The sequence below is a fragment of the Pseudomonas sp. RU47 genome, assembly GCF_004011755.1.
GTDB lineage: Bacteria > Pseudomonadota > Gammaproteobacteria > Pseudomonadales > Pseudomonadaceae > Aquipseudomonas.
This window is the reverse complement of sequence record NZ_CP022411.1, coordinates 1470468-1488598: the sequence shown is the minus strand read 5'-3', so window position 1 is coordinate 1488598 and position 18131 is coordinate 1470468. Positions and strand designations below refer to the sequence as shown.

The 18131-nt window shown below is 60.5% G+C and carries 16 protein-coding genes; 10 read left to right on the top strand and 6 right to left on the bottom strand.

The window, feature by feature from the left end:
* Position 1: 1 nt before the first annotated feature.
* From CCX46_RS06745 to CCX46_RS06730, 4 genes are all read right to left on the bottom strand, one after another.
* Complete coding sequence (locus CCX46_RS06745) at positions 2 to 592, bottom strand: YceI family protein (RefSeq protein ID WP_127926143.1); 591 nt, start codon at positions 590 to 592, stop codon at positions 2 to 4.
* Between the two features lie 143 nt (positions 593 to 735).
* Entirely contained in the window at positions 736 to 1032 is a 297-nt protein-coding gene (locus CCX46_RS06740) for an amidase (protein ID WP_127926142.1), read from the bottom strand.
* Positions 1029 to 2102 carry a serine hydrolase domain-containing protein gene (locus tag CCX46_RS06735; protein ID WP_127926141.1) on the bottom strand — a complete coding sequence of 358 codons (1074 nt, stop codon included), beginning with the start codon at positions 2100 to 2102 and terminating at the stop codon, positions 1029 to 1031. Before CCX46_RS06735 ends, CCX46_RS06740 begins: the two co-directional genes overlap by 4 nt.
* Before the next feature lie 167 nt (positions 2103 to 2269).
* Positions 2270 to 3148 carry an acyl-CoA dehydrogenase family protein gene (locus tag CCX46_RS06730; RefSeq protein ID WP_127926140.1) on the bottom strand — a complete coding sequence of 293 codons (879 nt, stop codon included), beginning with the start codon at positions 3146 to 3148 and terminating at the stop codon, positions 2270 to 2272.
* Between the two features lie 153 nt (positions 3149 to 3301).
* On the opposite strand from CCX46_RS06730, the gene olsB reads away from it, so the two are divergent.
* Both olsB and CCX46_RS06720 read left to right on the top strand, forming a co-directional pair.
* Entirely contained in the window at positions 3302 to 4057 is a 756-nt protein-coding gene (gene olsB, locus CCX46_RS06725; protein ID WP_016982801.1) for an L-ornithine N(alpha)-acyltransferase, read from the top strand.
* The gene (locus CCX46_RS06720; RefSeq protein ID WP_127926139.1) at positions 4057 to 4851 is read left to right on the top strand and encodes a lysophospholipid acyltransferase family protein; all 795 of its coding nucleotides are present in this window, start codon (positions 4057 to 4059) and stop codon (positions 4849 to 4851) included. Before olsB ends, CCX46_RS06720 begins: the two co-directional genes overlap by 1 nt.
* Before the next feature lie 103 nt (positions 4852 to 4954).
* Here CCX46_RS06720 and CCX46_RS06715 read toward each other — a convergent pair whose 3' ends face one another.
* A complete protein-coding gene (locus CCX46_RS06715) occupies positions 4955 to 5539 on the bottom strand; it encodes an acyl carrier protein phosphodiesterase (protein WP_127926138.1) in 585 nt (194 codons plus the stop codon).
* A 170-nt stretch (positions 5540 to 5709) separates the two neighbouring features.
* Here CCX46_RS06715 and CCX46_RS06710 point away from each other — a divergent pair, with 170 nt between their 5' ends.
* Genes CCX46_RS06710 through CCX46_RS06700 form a run of 3 tightly spaced genes read left to right on the top strand, consistent with a single transcriptional unit; the run spans position 5710 to position 8291 of the window.
* On the top strand, positions 5710 to 6012 hold the full coding sequence (locus tag CCX46_RS06710; RefSeq protein ID WP_007917068.1) for an ArsR/SmtB family transcription factor: 303 nt from the start codon (positions 5710 to 5712) through the stop codon (positions 6010 to 6012).
* Between the two features lie 34 nt (positions 6013 to 6046).
* Complete coding sequence (locus CCX46_RS06705) at positions 6047 to 7213, top strand: MFS transporter (RefSeq protein WP_127926137.1); 1167 nt, start codon at positions 6047 to 6049, stop codon at positions 7211 to 7213.
* A 28-nt stretch (positions 7214 to 7241) separates the two neighbouring features.
* On the top strand, positions 7242 to 8291 hold the full coding sequence (locus CCX46_RS06700; protein WP_127926136.1) for an alkene reductase: 1050 nt from the start codon (positions 7242 to 7244) through the stop codon (positions 8289 to 8291).
* A 386-nt stretch (positions 8292 to 8677) separates the two neighbouring features.
* On the opposite strand, the gene emhR is transcribed toward CCX46_RS06700, so the two are convergent.
* Positions 8678 to 9310, bottom strand: coding sequence for an efflux system transcriptional repressor EmhR (gene emhR, locus CCX46_RS06695; RefSeq protein ID WP_007917080.1), 633 nt, complete (start codon positions 9308 to 9310; stop codon positions 8678 to 8680).
* A gap of 266 nt (positions 9311 to 9576) precedes the next feature.
* Here emhR and CCX46_RS06690 point away from each other — a divergent pair, with 266 nt between their 5' ends.
* The 5 genes from CCX46_RS06690 (at position 9577) to CCX46_RS06665 (ending at position 18102) form a co-directional block, all read left to right on the top strand.
* Positions 9577 to 10734 carry an efflux RND transporter periplasmic adaptor subunit gene (locus CCX46_RS06690; RefSeq protein WP_127926135.1) on the top strand — a complete coding sequence of 386 codons (1158 nt, stop codon included), beginning with the start codon at positions 9577 to 9579 and terminating at the stop codon, positions 10732 to 10734.
* Positions 10735 to 10737: 3 nt separating this feature from the next.
* Positions 10738 to 13887: an efflux RND transporter permease subunit EmhB gene (gene emhB / locus CCX46_RS06685; protein ID WP_127926134.1), complete on the top strand. Its 3150-nt coding sequence runs from the start codon at positions 10738 to 10740 to the stop codon at positions 13885 to 13887.
* Positions 13884 to 15344, top strand: a complete 1461-nt coding sequence (emhC, locus tag CCX46_RS06680; protein WP_127926133.1) for an efflux RND transporter outer membrane subunit EmhC — start codon at positions 13884 to 13886, stop codon at positions 15342 to 15344. Before emhB ends, emhC begins: the two co-directional genes overlap by 4 nt.
* A 415-nt stretch (positions 15345 to 15759) precedes the next feature.
* Positions 15760 to 17019, top strand: a complete 1260-nt coding sequence (locus CCX46_RS06675) for an OprD family porin (protein WP_127926132.1) — start codon at positions 15760 to 15762, stop codon at positions 17017 to 17019.
* 279 nt (positions 17020 to 17298) lie between these two features.
* Positions 17299 to 18102, top strand: coding sequence for a methyltransferase domain-containing protein (locus CCX46_RS06665; RefSeq protein WP_127926130.1), 804 nt, complete (start codon positions 17299 to 17301; stop codon positions 18100 to 18102).
* Positions 18103 to 18131: the final 29 nt, after the last annotated feature.

Here is an 18131-nt window from a genome sequence, read left to right as displayed (position 1 = left end):
GTCAGCGCGCCGTGAAGATCAGCACCGCACCCACCGGCACCGACAGACTGATGGCCGACAGACCGGCGAGCTTGCGCAGGCTTTCCAGCCCTGGCAGCAGATCGAAATCCTCGGCGTTGATCACCAGCGGCTCCAGCGTCACCACCTGAAAGCGGCGATCATCAAGGCGCGTTGCCAAGAGTTCGGCCGGGTATTCATGTTGCTTGCCGTGCAGGTTGACGGTCAGCGGCAGACGCAATTCCAGTTGCGCACCGGGGGCCAGATCGTTGATCGGGCGCAGGTCGATCTGGGTGGTGATGGTCGCTTCGGGGAATTGCTCGATCTGGAACAGCTCCTTGCGCATGCGCTCGTCGCGCAGCGGGATGCCGCTGTTGATCGAGTCCAGCTCGACTTCGACTTCGGCGCGACCGTTAGGGTCGACCTTACCGTGCAGCACCAGAAAGCGCTGCACTTCGGAAACATTGGCGTTCTTCGTGCTGACGAACGACAGCCGCGACGACTCGCCGTCCAGATACCAATTGGCCTGTGCCGGCAGCGCGACGGCAGCGAGCAGCAGGCTGGACAGGGTTGCACACAGGGAGCGGTTGAACATTGAACACTCGTGGGGCCGATAAACCTGCACGAACCTTAACCGCCCCCAAAGTTATTGCAACATCAAGATCAAAAGATCGCAGCCTTCGGCAGCTCCTACAGGGTGGACCCGGTCATGTAGGAGCTGCCGAAGGCTGCGATCTTTTAAGGCTGTAAACGACAGCCTTGGCGTTCGCTCAACCATTGGGCGCGATTGCTGCGGCCCATGCCGCTGACGGTGATGGTTTTGCTGGCAGGGTCATCGGTGAACTGGCTGGTCGGCAGCCATTGTTTGACATAGCCACGGCAATACTCGGCACCGTTGTTCATCACATACCGGCACGAACAATATTCCTTGGCGGTGTAAGCGCTGATGATGTCCGGGAAAGCCCACAGATTTTCGCGCTCGTAGACGACCCAGCCGAGCAGCAAAACAAGCAGTAGCAGCAAAAAGCGCTTCATGGCCGCACCGCCTTCAGCACGTGTTTGAGCAATTCGTTGTGGCGGTAGCTGCCGTCGCGATCATCGGCGTAGCGCACGATTACCAGGTTGGCGCTGGGGATTACGTACAGCGCCTGGCCCCAATGACCAAGCGCGGCGAAGGTGTCCGGCGGTGCGTCGGGCCACGGTGACGCGGCGCCATCGGCCGGACGATTGAGCCACCATTGGCCGCCGGGCACCGCTTCGTCCTGATGAGCCTTGTAACCGGCGAAGGGTTCAAGGTTGAACGCGACCCAATCCTTGGGCAGCAATTGGCGATCACTCCAGCGCCCGTCGCGGGCCATCAACAGACCGACGCGCGCCAGATCCCGGGCTGTCAGATAAGCGTAAGACGACGCGACAAACGTGCCGCTGGCATCGGTTTCCCACACGGCGTGACGGATGCCCAACGGCTCGAACAAAGCCGTCCACGGATAATCCGCATAACGCTGCGACCCGACGATGGTTTTCAACGCCGCCGCGAGCAGGTTGCTGTCGCCGCTGGAATAGCGGAACGCCTGCCCGGGAGCGGCGTAGCTGTCGTGGTTAGCGGTGAACGCAGCCATATCGTGATGACCACGGGTGTAAAGCATCGCCACCACCGAGGACCTCAGCGGGGCATATTCGTAGTCTTCCTGCCAATCGATACCGGAGGCCCAGTGCAGCAGATCGGCGATTTTTATCTCCGGATGTTTTGCCAGCGGCGGGTAAAACTTTACGGCCGGATCTTCGAGTTTGAACAGGCCTTCGCCGTACGCCACGCCGAGGACGGTGGCCATCAGGCTTTTACTGATCGACCAGGTCAGGTGCGGGGTTTGCTCGGTGGTCGGGCCGGCGTAGCGTTCGTAGAGGATCTGACCGTCGCGGATGATCAGCAGGGCATCGGTGCGGATGCCTTGGCGGGTTGCGTCGTCGCGAGGTGGGAAGGCGTAATTCTCCAGAACTCCTGTATCGGTAATCGTCGTGCCAGTTGGCCATTGTTCGCCGGGCCACTGTTCGGCTTGAACGGTGAAGCAGATCAGCAGCAGAAACAGGGGCAGGCCTTTGCACATGGTGAGGGCTCTTGGGGAGAACCTGCTGAGACTAGTCGGGGTTGATGACAGATGTGTGGTGATTTTGAGGGCGCCTTCGCGAGCAGGCTCGCTCCCACATTTTGAACGCATTTCAATTGAAGAAACGCGGTCCCCTGTGGGAGCGAGCCTGCTCGCGAAGGGGCCAGTCAATTCACCATCAAAGCCTTGGTCAACCGCTTGGCCCGAGCCCCCGCCGCCAACTGCATCACGCCTTGATCGCGCTGCCACATCTGCGCCCACTCTGCCGGCCCGTCAGCCAACGCCTGACTCACCTCCCCCTCCAGCGCCTCAAACTGCGCAAACAACCCACCCAGCAACACATGCCCGGCCGGATTGTTCGGCGGTTGCCGACTCGCCTCCGCGCACCCGGCCAACAGCGCCAGCAAACGCAATTGCAGCGCTTGCGGCCAGTCGCTGTCCTGTCCGACGCCATACAGCCACGCGGTCATCGCGCTCAGCACATAGACATCTTCCAGCGTGCGAAACGGTTTGACGTAAGCATCCCAACCATCACCGGCGAGCAACTCGCACAACGCCCCGTCAAGCTGCAACCGGCCATGACTGATGTCCGGCATCAACGGCAGCGCCGGCAGTTTTTCCACGGTCACGCCGGGCTCGCCGGGATACACCACGGCCAGACTCAGACGCGGACTTTCACCGGGCTCTTCACTGCGAGCAGCGATCAACAGCCAATCCGCCGCATCGCCGGCGGTGACGAAATCCTTGCGCCCACTCAGGCGTAAATCGGTGAGCCGCGTCTGCATGTCCGCCGGACGCAAACTGCGCTGTTCGGTCGCACACAATGCGCCAAGGCTCAGCGGCGCACTCGGCCACAACATGCGCAAAGCCGCTTGATACCCGACCAGAAACGCCAGCCCCGGCGTCGCCATTCGCCGCCCGCCCGCGACCGCCAATTCGAACGGCGTGACGTTGCCCAGTTGCTGCAACAACGTCGCAAAACCCTCGGCCAGGTCAGCAACGGCGGGCAATCGGTCACGGCTGTGCAGCAGATCTGGCCAGGGCATAAGAGGCTCCTTGTGGGCTGTCATATAAGCATCACCAAACTTTCATGGCGATGACACCGGGGCTACATAGCCTGACTTTGCACAACACGGCTGCATAAAGAAAGTCGATCGGCTGCAACCCACGACGGGTTAAAGGCCCGTACGGAGATTCACATGACTCAGATCGCCCGCATCAGCGACACCGGCAATGAACGCCGCCTGCAAGCCGAACGCCTGATCGGCGCCGAGGCCTTGCAGCAAGCCCAGGCCTTGCGCTTCAACGTCTTCAGCGGCGAGTTCAACGCCAAACTGAAAGGCGCGGAACTGGGTCTGGACATGGATGATTATGATGTTCACTGCAGCCACATCGGCGTGCGTGATTTGAACACCGGCCGTCTGGTGGCGACCACGCGTTTGCTCGATCACACCGCCGCCAGCAGCCTCGGCAAGTTCTACAGCGAAGAAGAATTCAGCCTGCACGGCCTCGCTCATCTGCAAGGGCCGATTCTGGAAATCGGCCGCACCTGCGTCGACCCGGCGTACCGCAACGGCGGCACCATCGCGGTGTTGTGGGGCGAGTTGGCCGAAGTATTGAATCAGGGCGGCTACAGCTATCTGATGGGCTGCGCGAGCATCCCGATGCAGGACGGCGGCATTCAGGCCCATGCGATCATGCAGCGCCTGCGCGAACGTTATCTGTGCACCGAAAACCTGCGCGCCGAGCCGAAAAATCCGCTGCCAACCCTGGATATTCCGTCCAACGTGATCGCCGAAATGCCGCCGCTGCTCAAGGCTTACATGCGTCTGGGCGCGAAGATCTGCGGTGAGCCGTGCTGGGACGAAGACTTCCAGGTCGCCGACGTGTTCATCCTGCTCAAACGCGACGAACTCTGCCCGCGCTACGCCAAGCACTTCAAGGCGGCTGTGTAATGAGCCGGTTGCGCGTGTACGCGCGGATCGCGCGGGTGCTGTTGGTGGTTTCGCTGGGTTTGACCATGGCCAGCGTCTTCGGCGTGTTTGAACGGATTGGCCTGGCGCATTCGATGGAGCGGCGTCAGCGCTGGTCGCGCTTCTTCATGGCGCGCCTGAGCAATGCCCTGCCCTTTCGCGTGACGGTTCACGGTGAACTGCCGAAACAGCCGATGCTGTGGGTCAGCAACCACGTTTCATGGACGGACATTCCACTGCTCGGCATGCTCACGCCGCTGTCGTTTTTGTCCAAGGCCGAGGTGCGTACCTGGCCGGTGGCCGGTTGGCTCGCGGCGAAGGCCGGCAGCCTGTTCATCCGTCGCGGTTCGGGCGACAGCCAGTTGATCCGCAAGCAGATGACCCGTCACCTGCAAACCGATCACGCCTTGCTGATGTTCCCGGAAGGCACCACCACCGATGGCCGTTCGCTGCGAACCTTTCATGGTCGCTTGCTGGCGGCGGCGATTGATTCCGAGGTGATGTTGCAACCGGTGGCGATCCGTTACCTGCGCGATGGCGAAATCGATGGGCTGGCACCGTTCATTGGTGACGATGATTTGCTGTCGCACCTGATGCGCCTGTTCAGCAACGATTGCGGCGATGTCGAAGTGCATCTGCTCAAGCCGCTTGCCTGTCAGGGTCGTGAGCGTGCAGCGCTGGCGTTTGAAGCGCAGCAGGCGGTGCAGAAGGCGTTGTTTGGCGAAGTGGCGAAACCGGCTGAACCGCGTCGTGCCGGCGAATTGATTGCCGCCTGAAACACAAATCCCCTGTAGGAGTGAGCCTGCTCGCGATAGCGGTGTGTCAGTCAATACTAATGTCGACTGACACACCGCTATCGCGAGCAGGCTCACTCCTACATTAGATTTTCTGTGTATGGGGGGATTGTGCGAAGTCCTGGAGTTGCGGGTAGAACAGGCGGAAGTCGTCACTCAGCGGCTCATACAACCGCCGCAACTCCTCCATCGCCCCCGCCAATTCTTCCGGCCGGGTCAAGCGCCGCGAGATCCCGCGCAACACCTGCTCCAGCACTTCAAACTGCTGATACGAACCCAACCAGTCATTGGCGACCATGTGCGGGGCGATCTTCGCCAGCCGTTCGGGCAGTTGCCGTTCGTGGGTCAGCACCCGATACACATCAGCGGTGAAAACCTCTAGCGGCTGGTCGGCATACAGCTTCCAGTCCCGCGCCAGGCAATGATCGAAAAACACATCGAGCACGATCCCGGCATAACGCCGGCGCGTATCGGAAAACCGCCCCAGCGCGATGTCCACCAGCGGATGACGGTCAGTGAACACGTCAATCCGTCGATGCAGTTGAATGGCCGCTTCCACCTCCGGCGCAAACTGCCCTTGCAGCCGGCCTTTGACGAAATCGCCATACAGACTGCCGAGCAGTTGCCCGGGGCGCTGGCCACCAAGGTGTAAATGTGCGAGATAGTTCATGGGCGCAGCTTAGCACTGCGGCCCATAAGCCATACACCCACGTATCGTTATAACGCGATATACCAATTTATGCTGACGTCAGATCAAAATCATATTGGTGTATCGCGATCTAACGATTTATATTTCGCCACATCGCGATATAGCGTTGTACACATTGTGAGCACCCTGCCATGAACCTCGACCTCGACGAAATAATAAAAGCCCTGGCGCACCCAGTACGGCGAGACATCCTCAACTGGCTGAAAGACCCGAAGAACGAATTTCCGGAACAGTTGCACAACCACGAGTACGGCATCTGCGCCGGGCAGATCGATCAACGCTGTGGCCTGTCGCAGTCGACCGTGTCTGCGCACCTCGCGACGCTGCAACGCGCCGGTCTGATCAGCAGCCAGAAGGCCGGGCAATGGCACTTTTTCAAACGTAACGAGGACGTGATCCAGGCGTTCCTCAGCACCCTCAGTAAAGAGCTCTGACCCTTAACGTCAGCCAGCCGACAAGGAAACCTGCATGCCCCTCTCGCTACTCATACTCGCCTTGAGCGCCTTCGCCATCGGCACCACCGAATTCGTCATCATGGGCCTGCTGCCCGATGTGGCGGCCGACCTCGGTGTGTCGATCCCCGGCGCCGGCTGGCTAGTGACCGGTTACGCCCTCGGCGTGGCCATCGGTGCGCCGTTCATGGCCATGGCCACCGCCAGACTGCCGCGCAAAGCAGCACTGGTGGCGTTGATGGGCATCTTTATTGTCGGCAACCTGCTCTGCGCCATTGCCAGTGACTACAACGTGCTGATGTTCGCCCGCGTGATTACCGCGCTGTGTCACGGTGCGTTCTTCGGTATCGGTTCGGTAGTGGCGGCCAATCTGGTTCCGGCGAATAAACGCGCTTCGGCAGTGGCCTTGATGTTCACCGGCCTGACCCTGGCCAACGTCCTCGGTGTACCGCTGGGCACTGCGCTGGGCCAGCAATATGGCTGGCGCTCGACCTTCTGGGCGGTGACCGTTATCGGTGTGATTGCGCTGATCGGCCTGATCCGCTTCCTGCCGGCCAAGCGTGACGAAGAAAAACTCGACATGCGTGCCGAACTCTCCGCCCTCAAAGGTGCCGGGATCTGGCTGTCGCTGAGCATGACCGCGCTGTTCGCCGCGTCCGTCTTCACCCTGTTCACCTACGTTGCCCCGCTGCTCGGCGAAGTCACCGGCGTGTCGCCCCGTGGCGTGACCTGGACACTGATGCTGATCGGCCTGGGCCTGACCGTCGGCAACATCATCGGCGGCAAACTCGCCGACAAGGGCATGGCCGCCACGCTGATCGGCGTATTCATCGCCATGGCCGTGGTCTCCACCGTGCTGACCTGGACCAGCGTCGCGCTGATCCCGACCGAAATCACCCTGTTCCTCTGGGCCACCGCGTGTTTCGCCGCCGTACCGGCGCTGCAAGTCAACGTGGTGACCTTCGGCAAAGCTGCACCGAACCTGGTGTCGACCCTGAACATCGGCGCCTTCAACGTCGGTAACGCGCTCGGCGCCTGGGTTGGCGGCAGTGTCATCGCCCACGGCTTCGGCCTGACCAGCGTACCGCTCGCAGCCGCCGCCCTGGCCGTGCTCGCCCTGCTGGTGACCCTGATCACTTTCCGTCAGAACGGCAATGCCGATCTGGCCCCGGCAACTAACTGATTACTTTCCACTTACGAGGGTTGTAGACATGGCAACTATTTTCGATCCGATCAAACTCGGCGACATCGAGCTGGCCAACCGCATCATCATGGCCCCATTGACCCGCTGCCGCGCCGACGAAGGTCGCGTGCCAAACGCGTTGATGGCCGAGTACTACGTACAGCGTGCTTCCGCTGGCCTGATCCTCAGCGAAGCCACCTCGGTGACGCCGATGGGCGTTGGCTACCCGGACACCCCGGGCATCTGGTCCAACGATCAAGTGCGCGGCTGGGCCAACGTGACCAAAGCGATTCACGCTGCCGGCGGCAAGATCTTCCTGCAACTGTGGCACGTCGGCCGGGTTTCCCACCCGTCGTACCTCAACGGTGAAGCACCCGTCGCTCCGAGCGCGATCCAGCCGAAAGGTCACGTCAGCCTGGTTCGCCCACTGGCCGACTACCCGACTCCGCGTGCACTGGAAACCGCTGAAATCGCCGACATCGTCGACGCCTACCGCACCGGCGCCGAAAACGCCAAAGCGGCCGGTTTCGATGGCGTGGAAATCCACGGCGCCAACGGTTACCTGCTCGACCAGTTCCTGCAAAGCAGCACCAACCAGCGCACCGACAATTACGGTGGCTCGCTGGAAAACCGTGCGCGCCTGCTGCTGGAAGTGACCGACGCGGCGATCGAAGTCTGGGGCGCCGGCCGTGTCGGTGTGCACCTGGCACCGCGCGCTGACTCCCATGACATGGGCGACGACAACCTGGCGGAAACCTTCACTTACGTGGCTCGTGAGCTGGGCAAACGCGGCATCGCGTTCATCTGCTCCCGTGAGAAAGAAGGTGCCGACAGCCTCGGTCCACAACTGAAAGAAGCTTTCGGTGGCCCGTACATCGCCAACGAAAAATTCACCAAGGACAGCGCCAATGAATGGCTGGCCAGCGGCAAGGCTGACGCTGTGGCGTTCGGCGTGCCGTTCATTGCCAACCCGGATCTGCCGGCTCGTCTGAAGGCTGATGCGCCGCTTAATGATGCGCACCCGGAAACCTTCTACGGCAAAGGCCCGGTCGGTTATATCGACTATCCAGCGCTGTAAGAAGCAGAAACACAAAGCCCCCGACTTGTGAGAGTCGGGGGCTTTTTTGTGTTCGCCGGGAGATTGATTGCGCGTTTTAGTACGTAGCCCCTCATCGGAACGCCGCCCGCCCAGCCCTCTCCCGAGGGAGAGGGAGCCGATCTGTGTGCGTTTCAAATCTGGAGTTCGACCTGATATTTCAGGTCGGCGTATCTCGAAAGAACACCTCGGTCGGTCCCCTCTCCCGCTGGGAGAGGGCTAGGGTGAGGGCAAACCGCTCACACTCATTCACACAGACGACACAAATTCCCTACAAAATGCGTAGCTCGCTACGTATAAACTCCCCGCCGCAAACGTATATAAAGGCAGGCCAATTGACATAAGCTGTGCCAATTACGCATTTTGTTTCATTTGCGCAGGCTGGGGCTCAGGCGCAGCATATCCAACCCTGTATCGACCCAACGCTCGGCCTCGGCATGTAGCTCAAAGCTGTCCGGCGCCAGAAGCCATCCATACAGAAGGCCATCGATATAGCTGTGAATGCTGATGGCCGCGCGGGCAGTGTCGAGATCTTCCGGCAACTGGCCGCGATTCACCGCATTACGCAACGTCAGAGCGATGCGCTCATTGCAATCGAGACTGACGTCCCGGCGCTGCTGGCGCAAATCGCACATTTCATCGGTGAACTCGCACTTATGAAACAGAATTTCGTTGATACGCCGGGTTTTCGGGTCCAGCGCAACTTGATGAAACAAATGAATCAGCAGTTGGCGCATGCAGCCCAGCGGATCGAGCTCGTCTTCACTTTCGCTGGCTCTGGCCAGTTCATCCAGCGGCTCACGCAACGAATCGAGCATCGCCTGCACCAGATCGGCCTTGTTGCTGAAATGCCAGTAAATGGCACCGCGCGTGACGCCGGCCAGGGCCGCGATATCCGCCAGGGTCGTGCGCGCAACGCCCCTTTCATAAAAGGCTTTCTCTGCCGCTTCCAGAATCTGGCTACGGGTCTCCTGAGCTTCCTCTTTGGTACGACGGACCATGGCAGTAAAACCTCAAACAGGATGTTTCAGGGATGGCTGAATATCCGCTGAATAAAGAGGGGGCGATCTCTCATGAATCGGCTCCCCAGCCTACAATTTCAAACCTTGCGCCGTTTTTTGTAACAGGGTGGATACGACGCCAGGGTGTTTACAAACAACCATGAACGTAAGTATATTCCTTAGCAAGCTACTTATCCACCCGGTAACCTTTTTTTACCCTTCCACACTTCTTGTGCGCTTTTCGCGCGCCTGACCCGAGGATTTTCATGCAATTCAAGCCAGCTGTTACCGCTCTGGTCACTGCCGTCGCCCTGGCATCGCTGCTCAGCGGATGTAAAAAGGAAGAAGCGGCCCCGGCCGCTCCACCGCCTCAGGTCGGCGTCGTCACCCTGCAACCACAAGCCTTTACCCTCACGTCGGAACTGCCGGGCCGCACCAGTGCGTTCCGCATCGCTGAAGTTCGCCCGCAGGTCAACGGCATCATTCTCAAGCGTCTGTTCAAGGAAGGCGGCGATGTCAAAGCCGGCCAGCAGCTGTATCAGATCGATCCGTCGGTCTATGAAGCGACCCTGAAAAGCGCTGAAGCCAACCTGCGTTCGACCAAGTCGATCTCCGACCGCTACAAGCAACTGGTCGACGAGCAGGCCGTGAGCCGTCAGGAATACGACACCGCCGTGTCCAACCGCATGGAATCGGAAGCTTCGCTGCAGAGCGCGCAGATCAACGTGCGTTACACCAAGGTGTACGCGCCGATCTCCGGCCGCATCGGTCGTTCTTCGGTCACCGAAGGTGCACTGGTCAGCAATGGCCAGACCGACGCGATGGCAACGATCCAGCAACTGGACCCGATCTACGTCGACGTCACCCAGTCCTCGGTTGAACTGCTGGAGCTGCGCCGCGAGCTGGAAAGCGGTCGCCTGCAGAAGTCCGGCGATACCGCCGCAGCGGTCAAACTGACCCTGGAAGACGGCAGCCAGTACAAGCTTGACGGTAAGCTGGAATTCTCCGAAGTCACGGTTGACCCGACTACCGGTTCCGTGACCTTGCGCGCCGTGTTCCCGAACCCGGATCACACCCTGCTGCCAGGCATGTTCGTCCGCGCCCAGTTGCAGGCCGGCGTCAACGCTGCGGCCATTCTGGCGCCGCAACAAGGCGTGACCCGTGACCTCAAAGGCACTCCGACCGCACTGGTCGTCGGCGCCGATAACAAGGTCGAACTGCGTCAGCTCAAGGCCAGCCGCACCGTCGGCAGCCAGTGGCTGATCGAAGACGGCCTGAAGGCCGGCGATCGCTTGATCACCGAAGGCCTGCAGTACGTGCGCCCAGGTGTTCAGGTCAACCCGACCGAAGCCACTAACGTAGGCAACAAGAACCCGGCCCCCGCTCAGGCAGCTGACAAAGCCGCCGGCGGCAAAGGGGAGTAATCCATGTCAAAATTCTTCATCGACCGTCCGATTTTCGCCTGGGTAATTGCCCTGGTGATCATGCTGGTCGGGGCACTTTCGATCCTGAAATTGCCGATCAACCAGTACCCGAGCATTGCGCCGCCGGCCATTGCGATCTCCGTGACCTACCCGGGCGCTTCGGCGCAAACCGTGCAGGACACCGTGGTCCAGGTGATCGAGCAGCAGCTCAACGGTATCGACAACCTGCGTTATGTGTCCTCGGAAAGTAACTCCGACGGCAGCATGACCATCACCGCGACCTTCGAGCAAGGCACCAACTCCGACACCGCGCAGGTGCAGGTTCAGAACAAGCTGAACCTCGCTACCCCGCTGTTGCCGCAGGAAGTGCAGCAACAAGGTATCCGCGTCACCAAGGCAGTGAAAAACTTCCTCTTGGTGATCGGTGTGGTCTCGCGTGACGGCAGCATGACCAAGGATGACTTGTCCAACTACATCGTGTCGAACATGCAGGACCCGATCTCGCGGACCGCCGGTGTCGGTGACTTCCAGGTCTTCGGTGCCCAGTACGCGATGCGCATCTGGCTCGATCCGGCCAAGCTGAACAAGTACAACCTGACCCCGTCTGATGTCAGCTCCGCCATCTCGGCGCAGAACGTCCAGGTGTCGTCCGGTCAGCTCGGCGGTTTGCCGGCGCTGCCAGGTCAGCAACTGAACGCGACGATCATCGGCAAGACCCGTCTGCAGACCGCTGAGCAGTTCAAGGCGATTCTGCTGAAGGTCAATCAGGACGGCTCGCAAGTGCGCGTCGGTGATGTCGCCGATGTCGGTCTGGGTGGTGAGAACTCGACCATTTCCGCACAGTTCAACGGCAAACCGTCCTCCGGTCTGGCGGTAAAACTGGCCAACGGCGCCAACGCCCTCGACACCGCCAAAGCCCTGCGCAAGACGATTGACGAACTCAAGCCGTTCTTCCCGCAAGGCATGGAAGTGGTGTTCCCGTACGACACCACCCCGGTGGTGACCGAGTCGATCAAGGGTGTGGTTGAAACCCTGGTCGAAGCGATCGTGCTGGTGTTCCTGGTGATGTTCCTGTTCCTGCAGAACTTCCGCGCTACCGTCATCACCACGATGACTGTGCCGGTGGTATTGCTCGGTACGTTCGGCATCCTCGCGGCATTCGGTTTCAGCATCAACACCCTGACCATGTTCGGCATGGTGTTGGCCATCGGCTTGCTGGTGGACGACGCCATCGTGGTGGTGGAAAACGTCGAGCGGGTGATGAGCGAGGAAGGCTTGTCACCGAAGGAAGCGACCAAGAAGTCCATGGGCCAGATCCAGGGCGCCCTGGTCGGTATCGCGCTGGTGCTGTCGGCGGTATTGCTGCCGATGGCGTTCTTCAGCGGTTCCACCGGTGTGATCTACAAGCAGTTCTCGATCACCATCGTCTCGGCCATGGCCCTGTCGGTACTGGTCGCGCTGATCTTCACCCCGGCGCTGTGCGCAACCATGCTCAAGGCAATTCCGAAAGGCGAGCATGGCACGCCGAAGAAGGGTTTCTTTGGCTGGTTCAACCGCAATTTCGACCGTGGTGTGCAGAGCTACGAGCGCGGTGTCGGCAACATGCTGTCGCGCAAAGCGCCGTACCTGCTCGCCTATCTGCTGATCGTGGTCGGCATGATCTGGCTGTTCACCCGTATTCCAACCGCGTTCCTGCCGGAAGAAGACCAAGGCGTACTGTTCGCCCAGGTGCAAACCCCGGCCGGCTCCAGTGCCGAACGTACCCAAGTCGTGATCGACGAAATGCGTTCCTACCTGCTGGAGAAAGAATCCGGTGCGGTGTCCTCGGTGTTCACCGTTAACGGCTTCAATTTCGCCGGTCGCGGTCAGAGCTCGGGTCTGGCGTTCATCATGCTCAAACCGTGGGACGAGCGTGACGCGAGCAACAGCGTGTTCGCCCTCGCCCAGCGTGCGCAGCAACACTTCTTCAGCTTCCGCGACGCGATGGTGTTTGCTTTCGCCCCGCCAGCGGTACTGGAATTGGGTAACGCCACCGGTTTCGACGTGTTCCTGCAGGACCGTGCCGGTATCGGTCACGAAAAACTGATGGAGGCGCGCAACCAGTTCCTCGGTCTGGCCGCGCAGAGCAAGGTGCTCTATCAGGTGCGTCCGAACGGCTTGAACGACGAGCCGCAATACCACCTGGAAATCGACGATCAGAAGGCCCAGGCCCTCGGCGTGAGCATTGCCGACATCAACAGCACGCTGTCGATCTCCTTCGGTAGTAGCTACGTCAACGACTTCATCGACCGTGGTCGGGTGAAGAAGGTGTACGTGCAAGGTCAGGCCGGTGCTCGCATGAGCCCTGAAGACTTGAAGAAGTGGTACGTGCGCAACAGCGCCGGGACCATGGTGCCGTTCTCCGCGTTCGCCAAGGGCGAGTGGATCTACGGTTCGCCCAAACTGGCGCGTTACAACGGTGTAGAAGCGATGGAGATCCTCGGTTCTCCGGCGCCGGGTTACTCCACCGGTGATGCGATGGCCGAAGTCGAAGCGATTGCCAAGAAGCTGCCGGCGGGTGTCGGTATCTCCTGGACCGGTCTGTCTTATGAGGAACGTCTGTCCGGCTCGCAAGCGCCAGCGCTGTACGCCCTGTCGCTGCTGATGGTGTTCCTGTGTCTGGCGGCGCTGTACGAGAGCTGGTCGATTCCGATCGCGGTTATGCTCGTGGTGCCGCTGGGGATCATCGGTGCGCTGCTGGCCACCAGCCTGCGCGGTCTGTCCAACGACGTGTACTTCCAGGTCGGCCTGTTGACGACCATCGGTCTGGCGGCTAAAAACGCCATTCTGATCGTCGAGTTCGCCAAAGAACTGCATGAGCAAGGGCGCAGCCTGCGGGATGCGGCGATTGAAGCGTGCCGCATGCGTCTGCGACCGATCATCATGACCTCGCTGGCCTTCGTCCTCGGTGTTGTACCGTTGGCGATTTCCACGGGCGCCGGTTCAGGCAGTCAACATGCGATCGGTACGGGCGTGATTGGCGGTATGCTCACGGCCACGATCCTGGCGATCTTCTGGGTCCCACTGTTCTTCGTTACGGTTTCGTCCCTGGGCCAGCGTAAAATCGCTGACGAGGATGAAGCTACTGAAACTCCTAAAGAGGCTGGCCAATGAGCAAGTCGCTACTCTCCATCGCAGTCGCCGCCTTCGTGCTGAGCGGTTGCTCGCTGATACCTGACTATCAGCAGCCTGAGGCTCCGGTCGCAGGTCAGTTCCCGCAGGGGCCGGCGTATTCGCCGGCCCAGGCTCCGGCGCAGGCCGCTGCCGAGCAGGGCTGGAAACAGTTTTTTCATGACCCGGCGCTGCAACAGCTGATTCAGGTTTCGCTGGAAAACAACCGTGACCTGCGTGTCGCGGCACTGAACATCGACGCTTATGCGGCTCAATACCGCATCCAGCGTGCCGACCTGTTCCCGGCGGTTTCGGCCAATGCCAGCGGCAGCCGTCAGCGAGTTCCGGCTCGTGCATCGCAGACCGGTGAAGCGGGCATCACCAGTTCCTACTCGGCCACCGTCGGCATCAGCGCCTACGAACTCGACCTGTTCGGTCGGGTTCGCAGCCTGAGCGAACAAGCGTTGCAACAGTACTTCGCCACTGAAGAAGCACGGCGCAGCACCCAGATCAGTCTGGTCGCCAGCGTCGCCAACGCTTACCTGACCTGGCAAGCGGACAAGGAACTGCTCAAGCTGACCCAGGACACCCTCGGTGCCTTCGAAGAAAGCTACAAGCTGACCAGCCGCAGCAACGAAGTCGGTGTGGCTTCGGCGCTGGATCTGGCGCAGTCGCGCACCTCGGTCGAGAACGCCCGGGCACAACTGGCGCGTTACACCCGCCAGGTGGCACAGGACGAAAACAGCCTGACGCTGCTGCTCGGCACCGGTATCCCGGCCAATCTGCAAGCGGCCAAGCCGCTGTCGGATGACCTGCTCAGCGACGTACCGGCCGGTCTGCCTTCGGACCTGCTGCAACGTCGTCCGGATATCCTGCAAGCGGAATACAACCTGAAAGCGGCCAACGCCAACATCGGCGCGGCCCGTGCAGCGTTCTTCCCGAGCATCAGCCTGACCGCCAACGCGGGCAGCCTGAGCCCGGATCTGTCCGGCCTGTTCAAGGGTGGTTCGGGAACGTGGCTGTTCCAGCCGCAGATCAACCTGCCGATCTTCAACGCCGGCAGCCTGCGCGCCAGCCTCGACTACGCCAAGATCCAGAAGGACATCGGCGTGGCGAACTACGAGAAGTCCATTCAAACGGCCTTCCAGGAAGTCGCCGACGGCCTGGCCGCCCGCCAGACCTACACCGAACAGCTGCAAGCGCAGCGTGACTTCGTTCAGGCCAACCAGGATTACTACCGTCTGGCCGAACGTCGCTACCGCATCGGCGTCGACAGCAACCTGACCTTCCTCGATGCCCAGCGTCAGCTGTTCAGCGCGCAACAAGCGCTGATCACCGACCGCCTCGCGCAGCTGACCAGTGCGGTCAACCTGTACAAGGCCCTGGGCGGTGGCTGGAATGCGCAGACCGCGCAGAACGAACCGCTGAAAGAAGAAGCACCGAAGATGAAGTTGTTCTGATCATCAGGTGAACACAGGAAGCCCACCGATTGGTGGGCTTTTTGTTGCCGGCCTGAAAGTTGTGTTGTCTGGGCTGACCCCTTCGCGAGCAGGCTCGCTCCCACAGGGGATCGCATTCCAAATGTGGGAGCGAGCCTGCTCGCGAAGAGGCCCTCACAGACACCATAAAATCCAACTTAATCTTGCGTTCGATAATCGCCCAAAACCCGCTTTACCCAATTGAATCCGAACATCCGCCCCCCGCACCATTCGATCAACAAAACCAATAACAACAGGTTCGACACCATGCTCCCGCGCCCTGCTCCGACCGGCTGATCGCCGTCGCTTCACCCCCTGAATTCATCGCATTTCTGCACCGTAAAAAACGGCCGCAGCGCACCCGTTCGCCTTAAAAAAACAAGAGAGACCCGAGCCCATGACAGCTTCCCCTGCGCCTTACGCATTTCCCGGTCTGATCGCCCTGGCTCTAGCCAGCGCGGCGCTGCCCGCTGCGGCTGAAGAAGCCGGCTTCATCGAGGGCGCGAAGGTCAACCTGAACCTGCGCAACTTCTACATCAATCGCAACTTCACCAACCCGACCAAGGCCCAGGGCAAGGCTGAAGAATGGACGCAGAGCTTCATTCTCGACGCCAGATCCGGCTTCACCCAAGGTACCGTCGGCTTCGGCATGGATGTGTTCGGCCTGTATTCGGTAAAGCTCGATGGCGGCAAAGGCACGGGCGGCACCCAGTTATTGCCGCTGGATCGCGACGGTCGTCCGGCCGACAACTTCGGCCGAACCAACGTCGCCTTCAAAGCCAAGCTTTCGCAGACCGAAGTGAAGGTCGGTGAGTGGATGCCGGTGCTGCCGATCCTGCGTTCGGACGACGGCCGCTCGCTGCCGCAGACCTTCCGCGGTGGGCAGATCACTTCGAAGGAAATCGACGGCCTGACCCTCTACGGCGGCCAGTTCCGCGCCAACAGCCCGCGCGACGACAGCAGCATGAGCGACATGTCGATGACCGGCAAAGCGGCATTCACCTCTGATCGCTTCAACTTTCAGGGCGGTGAGTACGTTTTCAACGAAAAACGCACACAGATCGGCCTGTGGAATGCCGAACTCAAAGACATCTACAGCCAGCAATACGTCAACCTGATCCACAGCCAGCCACTCGGCGACTGGACCCTCGGCGCCAACCTTGGCTTCTTCTACGGCAAGGACGATGGCAGCGCCCGCGCCGGCGACCTCGACAACAAAACCTGGTCGGGGATGTTCTCGGCGAAGTACGGCGGCAACACCTTCTACGTCGGCCTGCAGAAACTCACCGGCGACAGCGCCTGGATGCGCGTCAACGGCACCAGCGGCGGCACGCTGGCCAACGACAGCTACAACGCCAGCTACGACAATGCGCAGGAACGCTCCTGGCAACTGCGTCACGACTACAACTTCGTGGCATTGGGCATCCCCGGCCTGACCCTGATGAACCGCTACATCAGCGGCGACAACGTGCACACCGGGACGATCACCGACGGCAAGGAATGGGGCCGCGAATCGGAACTGGGCTACACCGTGCAGAGCGGCGCGCTGAAGGATCTGAACGTCAGATGGCGCAACTCGACCATGCGCCGGGACTTCAGCAATAACGAGTTTGACGAGAATCGACTCATCGTCAGCTACCCGATCAGCCTCCTCTAAACACTGATATTCCCCTGTGGGAGCGAGCCTGCTCGCGAAGAGGGCTTAACATTCAACAGAGATGTTGACTGATACACCGCCTTCGCGAGCAGGCTCGCTCCCACATTGGTTCTGAGCCATTGGTCAGGAGAAGTGGCACTTCGCCGGCCGGCAGGTAAAGTGACAAAACCTGAAGGATTCAGATGCTTCACCTTTCCGCTTCCGTCGTCGTAGTCGGTCCTCAAGCTGGGAGCCAGGTTGTCATCGGAAGACACCAACGATCACCGGAGGACCACCTCAATGATCTCTCGTCTCGCAACACCCGACTGGGACGCCAAGGCGTACCAGCAGTTTTCCCGTCTCAGGCAACGCCCAGTCCATGAATTGCTCGACCGTGTCGACCTGCCCAACCCGCAACGCATTTACGACCTTGGCTGCGGCACCGGCATTGCCACGCAGTTGTTGGCCGAACGCTGGCCGCGCGCGCAGTTGCAGGGCGTCGACAGCTCCACGCAGATGCTCGATGAAGCGCGCTGTCTGCCGATCCGGGCGCAGTGGAAGTGTTGCGATCTGCTCGACTGGCAACCAGAGCAGCCAGCGGATCTGCTGCTCGCTGCCGCCGTACTGCACTTTATCGGGGGCCATGAAACGCTGCTGCCGCACCTGCTCGGTTATCTGAATCCCGGCGGTTGTCTGGCAGCGCACATGCCGGACTGGCGTGATGCGCTGTGGTATCGGCTGATGCTCGACACCCTCGAAGACGGCGGCCCCGGCGGCACGCCAATAGGCACACCAGAACTGCGTCAGCGCATGGCCGCACGGCCGTTGTTGGCACTGGAGGATTACTACCGTTTGCTCGCGCCGCTGACCTCGTCGCTGGATATCTGGGAGACCGAGCAGTTGCAGGTAGTCGACGGCAAATCACCGGTGTACGACTGGGTGAAAGTCTCGGCGCTGCGGCCGGTGATGCAGGCGCTGAGTCCAGAGGAACAGACGCGGTTTATCTATCACTATCTGATGCGGGTGCATGAGCATTATCCGCAGGAGGGGGATGGGCGTACGTTGTTTGCGTTCAAGCGGATATTTATTGTTGCCACGGTTTGAATGAGTTGTGCTGATTGATGCGCAACGGC